A 6546-nucleotide genomic window follows, 5' to 3' on the forward strand; every position below is an offset into this window, starting at 1 on the left:
AAAAAGCGATATAAAAGGGATGGAATTGATATTTTTAATCAATAATTAAATGGAATAAATAATGACAGTTTCTAAGAAAAAAATTATTTAATGAAAGGTCTTTAATAGGTATAAACTTAGTTTTTTTCAAAAAATTAGAAAAAGCAATAAAAATATGATAAATAAATAACGTTCTTATGATGTATAATTACTGTTATGAATTTATGTCCTTCTTTAAGAATGGTATTTGATTACATATATTAAAGATAATTTATTTATAACGATTGTTATTTTTCGAAGGATATACATTTTAAAAACATTTTAACAATTAGTAAAAAATATCATTTTTATTAATTGGACTTAGGGAGGTGTCCTATGGAGAAAAAAAATAAATTAAATCGAATGTTGCTTGTAGCTTCAACTGTGTTTGCAGTGTTAATGATGGCTTCTTGTAAAAATGAGACGAAACAGACGGACTCATCTTCGGAGACAACAACGGAATCCACTTCTACTATTAAAGAAAAAGAGGTAGAAGCAAAATCCAATGCAGCAACAATTATTGTGGACGATTCATCTCAATAGAGAACAGTACTATTTAAACTAAGGGGGTAACAAAAAAAGTGGATCTGGAAAAAAATAAAAAATGGCTATACAAGTCAATGAACTGGCTGATGCTTTTGACACTATTGTTCAATGTTGTTGTCACAAGTCTGTCTGGCGTCTCCGCACAGGCAGAAACTAGTTCACAGGATTTGACATTTTTAAATGATCAAGGAAATCCAACGAATAGTTTGGAAATGGAAGCTGGGGAAACCCGGGCAGTCGGTATACGTTCTGTTCATCCGGAAAACGGCTCTGTTCAGGTTAATTTAGCCGGATTGTCGTTAGAGCAAGCACTGACAAACGAAAACAATATTGGTAATCCAGTGACAATTGGTTACAGCGAGGAAGCCTCAAGTGTCATATTGAGCTGGCCGGAAGCACAGAAAGTGCAGCAGCCGGCAGAGGCAAGTGAAGAAGGAGAAACTGTACCAGAAGCTGTTGATGCGGGACTTCTTGAACCAGTTAATAACTATGCTTGGCTAATTGTTAAAGCAGAAACAGCTGGTACCTATCAGCTGTCAGCAGTTTCTTCAAGAGGCTCTGCTGCACAACTAAGTGTCTTGGTGAATGAAAAGCCGAATATAATAGAAGAAAGCACAACTGTAGAAACAAGTGAAAGCACGCAGGAGTCTTCTGTAGAAGAGAATCAGAAGCTTGATAAGCAGTCGCTGACACGAGCAGCGGCACCAATTTTTGAGGTTTGGAATACTGAGACGAATAGCTGGGCTTCGACAGGGAGCATCACTGACCCAAGTCAATATGCAAATGGGATCAAGTACAGAGTAATATGGGAATGCGATGCAGACGCAAGTTATGCAGATTTGTTTGTAGGAACTGTTGACTGGGGGACGTTAGATTTATCAAGTGTGACAGTAACAGATCAGCTTGGGAACTCTGTTACAAATTTTCCTACTGCTAGGTCAATTGAAATAGACGCACCTGAAGCTGGTAAAACCTATACAGCTGAATTCACAATGAAGTTTCGTGAAGGTTTAAATGAGGGAGCATTTGAAAGCAGTTATCAAGCTGGGAACGGAGCTCATAATCTATTTAAATTAACATTAGAGATAGATGTTGAGGGAACGGTTGTTTACGGTGAAACTAGAGAAACGCAAGCGGTTTTTCCTACGCGATTGCCAATATTCTTTTATTCCAGTTACGGAAATCCAAACCAGCCAATAATGTCTGACATTACTTTCACGGTTACTTCTAGTAATGGAGTTGAAAAAACGTATACAGCTTCTGATAGAGATACTAATGGTTATTTCCATTTAGATCTTGGGAAGACTGGTGAAACTTACACAATTAAAATTGTTAAGGCTCCAGGCTACTTGGAAAATGTCACATTTACGGTGAATGGTATAGGAAATTATTATTATCCAAGCCTAGCATCTTCAGTCCATCAGTCTTTTCCTTTGGATGAAGTAAGACCTGAAATTCAAACATCAGTTTATTTTATTGATACTAAGGGAAATAAAATCGATCAAACATATTTTTATGATACGATTACTTCTGTCCAAGAAGTCGAATATAGCAAAGGCAGTAATCCTCAGGTTATACAATTTACCACAGATGGTGTGAAAACAGCACCTGGATTAGAAGTAACAGGAAATGTAAAAATTTATAAGTTAGTCAATGGTGTGAAAACTCTTTTAAAAACAGTGGCTGCTAATTCTGTTTGGACTGGACAGCACAAAGATGGTTATGAACAATTTTATGAGTATGATCTAGGAACGCCATTGCTAGCAAATGAAAAATTGATTATGGAAACGGAATGGATACCACAAGAGCTTAAAGCTGGGAACGGGGAAGGTTCTCGATATTACCGTTTAGATGTTGGTGCGAAAGGGATTGACTCTGGAAATAATGGCTCCAATGTAGTTCCCTCAAGAGCACCTATTCAAGCAGTTCCTCATAAAGTAATTGATTCTGAAGTAACTAAAGATGTTTATAATTCAAGCGGTAAAAATATAAATGATGAAGAAGTTAAAGTAGGAGATACATTAACTTATAAGATTATTTTAGATGCAACAACAGGTGAAAAAACAGCTCAAATGAGAGTTAAAGAGTTTGTAGATCAATTACCTAAAGGTCTAAGCTCAAATAGAGTAAGGGTAACGACTGCGGCAGATGGAACAATCACTTTGCGTAAAAATCGGGAGTATACGGTGACAGGTGACTATCTGACAGGAGAAACAATAACTATCAATTTCCCAGATTCATTTTTTACACCGGATAACATGTTATATATTTCTCCAGATAACCCTGCTGCTAGCAAACTTATTATAGAGGTAACTGCTACAGTTAAAGAAAACACTAGTGGTATCTTAAAAAATGAGGCTTCCTATACTTCACAAACAAGAACTGATGATTTTGTTTTAAATAGTTGGGGAAATGATAAAATTCAGTCTGATAGTGTAGAGAACTATGTCAAACCAGAAGTACAGCTAAGTAAATCAGTTTACGATACAGATCCTAGAAGCAGCAGACCGGCACAAAATATTGACAAAGTATTTTCTGGCGACACATTCTATTATGCGATTGATGGTTCGCTGAATGCTGGATCAGGTGCTATGTACAATGGTGTAGTAACGGATACACTGCCTAAAGGGCTGAAGGTAGATGAAAGTTCTACTTATATTGATATTTTTGATAAAAGCGGAACATTAATTAGCTCTCAGCATCTATCAAATGTCTGGACAAACAAAGCAGGCTCAGCTGCGGATTTAGCAGAGTATGAACTTGCAGTTGATTTAACAAACGTTACAGAGTTAAATCCAATGTTGAATGATGTAACCTTTACGATTAGTTTTGGTGTAATAGCCGATGAGCGACTGCCTGAAACAGATTCGAGTACAACGCCTAAACAAAATTTAATTACGAATACAGCAGAAATTGCTGGTACAGATAAAGATGGAAATAATCCTACAACAGATACTGGAGTAGTTGATGTAGAATTAAAACATCGTAAACCAGAAGTGCTGTTAGAAAAACATGTCTACGATGTAGCTCCTCAAAATTCAGGAAGTCTAATCGATAACGGTAAATGGTTTGTAAATGAAGAATTCTTCTATACACTAGATGTCAGCTTAGCAGCGGATTCTGGTCCAATGTACAATGGGCTACTAACGGATACATTACCGGATGATGTTGAAATTTCCGCTGGCAATCAATACGTGATTCTAGTCAATGGAACAGAGATTACAGTTCCTTCGGATGCAATAGCTGTTTCCGGAAAAAAACTAATAATTGATTTTTCTAAAATTACCGAGTTGAGTCCGATGACATCGGATCAGGTCGTTCAAATTATTTTTGCAGTAAAAGCAGATACAGATGTGTTTAAGGATCCAACAGGTACGTTAAGAACAAACCAGGCTGTAATAACAGGTACCGATAAAAGCGGGGTTCATTCTACTGAAGCTGAAGCGGATGTAGCTGTGGAATTTGTTCATCAGCCAGGTGAGTTAGAGATTCTTAAAGAAGTTAGTCAAGCTACGGTACAGGTAGACGATACGATTACGTATACCATTATTGTGAAAAATAGCAAACCAGCAGATTCTGGTTCTCTTGTCAGCAATGTTGTTGTAGAAGACGTTGTGCCGGATGGGCTGACTATCCTTCAAGGTACAGTGAAGGTGGATGGAACTGCTATTCATCCAATTGATGGTTTAGAAATTAACGGACAGCAAATCAAAGTTCCAGTGAAGGATTTAGCTGATCAGGATGAAGTAAAAATCACTTTTGATGTTAAAGTATCTGCTTCAGCTAGCGGGTCTTTGAAAAATGTTGCCACAGCTAAAGGAACAGTGAATGAAAAGCCTGAGCAGCCCAAAGACGTCGAAGCTGAAGACGATAGTAAAACCAGAATCGAACCAGAACCATCTCTTGAAAAATATGTAATGGCAGAAGGTCAGAAACATGAAAATGTAGTAAAAGGTCAGATTGTACCTTATATTTTAATTGTCAAAAATGATAAAGGTGCACCAATTATTAATGGAAAAATTACCGATCTTTTACCTAGTGGACTAACGTATGTTCAAAATTCAATGACTGTTACTAAAAATACAGGTGCAGTTAGTAATCCGGCAATTACCTGGAATGGTCAGTCATTTACGTATAGCGGATTTGATTTAAAAGCCGGGGAAACATTGCGTATTGTTTATAATGTGGAAGTAACCGGAGATACTGTTGATGTAGCTTTAAAAAACACAGTTAGCTTGAATGGTGAGTTTGAAGATGTGGATGCGAACAATGCAACTTTGACTACGCCGATCAATGAACTGACTGATGATGCGTCAGTAACGCCAGTTCGTAATAAAGGAATATTGTCACTTGAAAAAAATGTCTATTCAAATGGAACAGATTGGGAGAACAAGGTAGTAGCTGTTGGGACTGAGCTTGAATATGAGCTTGTAGTGAAAAATACCAATAGTGATCCATCTTTAATCGTAGATGTAGTTCTGACAGATAAAATTCCTGATGGATTGACCTATGTATCAAACTCTCTAGTTATGGACACAGGCTTGACTGGTAAAGTCGAAAATGGAGAAGTAACAGTTAATGTAGGAATACTTAAGGAAAATGAAAGTAAGACAATCAAGTTCAAAGTGATTGTTGAAGAAAGTGCTCTAAAAGATATTCTCAATACAGGGAAAGCAAACGGAAAAGTCCCTGTTGATCCAAATGATTCAACGAAAACAGAAAGTCTGGACGAAATTGAAGATTCAGTAGTAAATTACAAGGCGCCAGAACCAGCAATTACCAAAGATGTACTAAGTGCTACGGGCTTAGTTGTTAATGGCACCGAAAAAGTAACAAGCGGCAACCGCTTCAAGTATCAACTAGTTATCACAAATGGCCAAGCTGATACAACAGGTAGCCTGTACAACGGTACAGTAACAGATACGTTGCCAACGGGTATCAAGTATGTGCCGGAATCAACTGTTGTAGATGGAAATCCTGCTGCAGATGCAGTAGTGGGATGGAACGGGAATGCGTTGACGTACGCTTTGCCGGCAGAATTTAAAGGCGGCGAGACCATAACGCTAGTCTTTGAAGTCGAAGTAGAAGCTAGTGCAGCGTTAGGGCTTATCCCGAATACAGCGAAGGTTTCAGGAGAAGATAAATCGGGGACACCTGATTATAAAGATGAAGACACTGTAGAGGTTGAAATCGTTCGTGGACCGGGTGTTCTAGCTGTTGAAAAGAAGGTGCTGGATCAAGCAGGCTCCACAGATTTACATGATACGGTAGTACAAGTAGGCGAAACGATTCGTTACTCGATTATTGTTAAAAACACAGAGACAGCGCCATCAGAAGTAAAAGATATCATTGTGACTGACCAATTACCGGAAGGCTTAAGCTTTGTCTTTAATTCAGCCACGGTAAATAGTATTCCAGTAGCTGCCAGCACGGATAGTGCAAATAAACTGACAGTAACGACTGGGCTGACATTACGGGAAGATGAAAGTTTAATAGTGAGCTTCCTTGTAACTGTAACTGAGGTATCCGCTGTTCGTAGTGTGAACAAAGGGGTTGCATCGGGAGAAATAACACCAGATCCACGAGAACCAAATCAGCCGATTGAAGAAACATCAAATGAAGTGGTTACGCATAAAGCACCAGCACCAACGATTGAAAAATCAGTGGTTAGTCCTGCCAGCGGTGAAGTGAGAAAAGGCGATAAGGTAACGTATCGCTTAGTAGTCACCAATGGTGACGCCAAAACAGGGACACTGACAGTTGGAACAGTAACGGATAGCTTACCAGCAGGTCTTGTTCATGTGGCAAATACAACCACGATAGATGGCAAGGTAGTAGCAGAAAGCAGCTGGAATGGGGAACGTCTAACTGTGACTCTGCCAGATCCAATGCTAGGTGGTGCAACAGCGACGATAGAGTTCCAAGTAACAGTGGAAACAGATTTCATTGGTGTGATTCCAAATACAGCAGTCGTTGCCGGAA

Annotated in this window: 2 protein-coding genes; both read left to right on the forward strand. The window is 38.5% G+C overall.

Annotated features, from left to right (window positions below):
• The first annotated feature begins 354 nt into the window (after window positions 1-354).
• Window positions 355-561, forward strand: a complete 207-nt coding sequence (locus ACPWSO_RS17435; protein ID WP_426084845.1) for a hypothetical protein — start codon at window positions 355-357, stop codon at window positions 559-561.
• Between the two features lie 38 nt (window positions 562-599).
• Window positions 600-6546: isopeptide-forming domain-containing fimbrial protein (locus ACPWSO_RS17440; RefSeq protein WP_426084846.1), on the forward strand; the 5947-nt coding region annotated here is incomplete at its 3' end.

It is taken from the genome of Enterococcus sp. LJL51 (genome assembly GCF_049894025.1).
GTDB lineage: Bacteria > Bacillota > Bacilli > Lactobacillales > Enterococcaceae > Enterococcus_L.

Excerpts from the sequence above, each read along its gene's own strand:
- ACPWSO_RS17435 (WP_426084845.1), top strand. The coding sequence starts at position 355 with ATGGAGAAAAAAAATAAATTAAATCGAATGTTGCTTGTAGCTTCAACT.